Raw genomic sequence first — 2015 nt, forward strand, 5'->3', positions numbered from 1 at the left:
AGGGCAAAGTCGACGACCCGGTCGAAACGCTCAACGAGTTAACCCTCAAGAGCATCGAGATACTTCAGTTTGAGACGCTGACGAGGGTCACGACATGATTCTGAAAGCCGATGAGATTGCTGCACGATTGGCGGATGCAACTAAAGCGCCGGATCCGCTCGTCATTAAGCCGCAGCCGGATCTCGCCCAGTTACGGAACAGTGGATCCGCGGCCGTTGATCTGCGACTCGGTACATGGCTGGTCACTCTGCGCGAAAGTCGATCAGCGGTACTTGACATCTCGGCAACTGAAACCGATGGACCAGGTGAAAATCGGTTGACGAGGCGATATCACGTCCCATTTGGGCACGGGTTCATTCTTCATCCAAGATGTTTCGTGCTTGGCGGAACGGTGGACGCGGTGCGGCGTTATCCCTTTGCCTTGACCGGCGGATCAATCCTTCCCGATCCGCGAGGTCGCCGGCATCTGACGTAAGTCCTGTACTGCGTTGGGTCGGTTCCCTTCCCCCCCCTTTCGGGAGCCGGCCCGGTGCCGTGGTGCGCTCCCTTGCCGCCACGGCACTTTTCTTTTGAGCCGGGGGCGGTCATGGGGAGCCCGACCCTTCCACGAAAAAGGACTGACCTATGGCCCGCGCCTGGCATCTAACGAGCCGCCCCACCGGCATGCCCACCGCCGACAATTTCGCGTTGAAGGAACTGGCGCAGGCCGAGCTTGGGGACAGAATGGTGCAGGTCAAGAACAGCTATCTGTCGGTCGACCCCTATATGCGCGGGCGGATGAACGACGTGAAATCCTATGTCCCGCCGTTCCAGATCGACGCCCCGATGGAGGGCGGTGCAGTCGGCGAGGTGATCGAGAGCCGCGATCCGGCGTTCGCGGTCGGCGACCAGGTGATGCACATGCTCGGCTGGCGCGACGAAGCGGTGGCGGCGGGCACATCGCTCAACAAGATCCCCGCGCTGGGCGTCGAGCCGCGCGAGTTTCTCGGCATGCTCGGCCTGACCGGGGCGACCGCTTATTTCGGGTTGCTCGAGGCGGCCTCGGCCAAGGCCGGTGACACGCTGTTCGTGTCGGCTGCAGCCGGTGCGGTGGGATCCGCCGTCGTGCAGATCGCCAAGGCCAAGGGCATGACCGTCATCGGATCGGCCGGCGGCGCGGAGAAATGCGACTATGTCCGCTCGCTCGGCGCTGACCAGGTGATCGACTACAAAGCGGGGCCGCTGGTCAAGTCGCTCGGGAAAGCCGCGCCGGACGGGATCGACGTCTATTTCGACAATGTCGGCGGCGACCATCTCGACGCGGCCTTCGCCCATGCGAAGCAGAACGCACGGTTCGCGATCTGCGGGATGATCGACGTCTATAACGCCGCCGAGCCGCAGGCGTTTCGCTATATCATGCGGGTTATCTCCATGCGTATCCGCGTGCAGGGGTTCATCTACACCGACTATCTTCCGAGGATGGGTGAGTTCTATCGCGACATGGGCGGCTGGATCGCGAGCGGGGCGGTCAAGTCACGCGACACGGTGGTCGACGGGCTGGAGCGGACGCCCGAGGCGTTCCTCGGCCTGTTCAGCGGCGCGAATACGGGCAAGATGCTGGTCAAACTGTAGGCGGTTCCCTTCCCGCCTCAGCGGGGGGATCACGCTACAGCGATTGGCATTGCGCCGGGTCGCCGGTGGTCAGTCCCTTGCGCAGCGCGGCCATGCGCTGGGCCGAGCTGCCGTGGGTAAAGCTGTCGGGGACGACCCGGCCCTGGCTCTGCTTTTGCAGCGTATCGTCGCCGATCGCCTGTGCGGCGCGCATGCCTTCCTCGGCATCGCCGGGCTCAAGCCGTAACTGCCCGTTCGCGTCGCGCGCATTGGCTGCCCAGACGCCCGCAAAGCAATCGGCCTGAAGCTCGACCGCGACCTGGATGACATTGCCTTGGGTTTCGCTCGATCGGGCCTGAGCATTGTGCGCCTGGTCGAGGGTGCCCTGCAAATCCTGGATGTGGTGGCCGACTTCGTGCGCGATG

At 63.6% G+C, this 2015-nt stretch carries 3 protein-coding genes; 2 read left to right on the forward strand and 1 reads right to left on the reverse strand.

Annotated features, from left to right (window positions below; translation table 11 throughout):
* Positions 1-94: 94 nt before the first annotated feature.
* Together RMN84_RS09945 and RMN84_RS09950 are read left to right on the forward strand one after the other, a co-directional pair.
* The gene (locus RMN84_RS09945; protein ID WP_309612016.1) at positions 95-475 is read left to right on the forward strand and encodes a dCTP deaminase domain-containing protein; all 381 of its coding nucleotides are present in this window, start codon (positions 95-97) and stop codon (positions 473-475) included.
* A gap of 149 nt (positions 476-624) precedes the next feature.
* The gene (locus RMN84_RS09950; RefSeq protein WP_309612017.1) at positions 625-1611 is read left to right on the forward strand and encodes an NADP-dependent oxidoreductase; all 987 of its coding nucleotides are present in this window, start codon (positions 625-627) and stop codon (positions 1609-1611) included.
* A 34-nt stretch (positions 1612-1645) separates the two neighbouring features.
* Here the strand turns inward: RMN84_RS09950 and RMN84_RS09955 are convergent.
* Positions 1646-2015, reverse strand: a 370-nt coding sequence (locus RMN84_RS09955; protein ID WP_309612018.1) for a neutral zinc metallopeptidase, incomplete at its 5' end; no start/stop codon positions are given.

The organism is Sphingomonas sp. (assembly GCF_031380695.1).
GTDB lineage: Bacteria > Pseudomonadota > Alphaproteobacteria > Sphingomonadales > Sphingomonadaceae > Sphingomicrobium.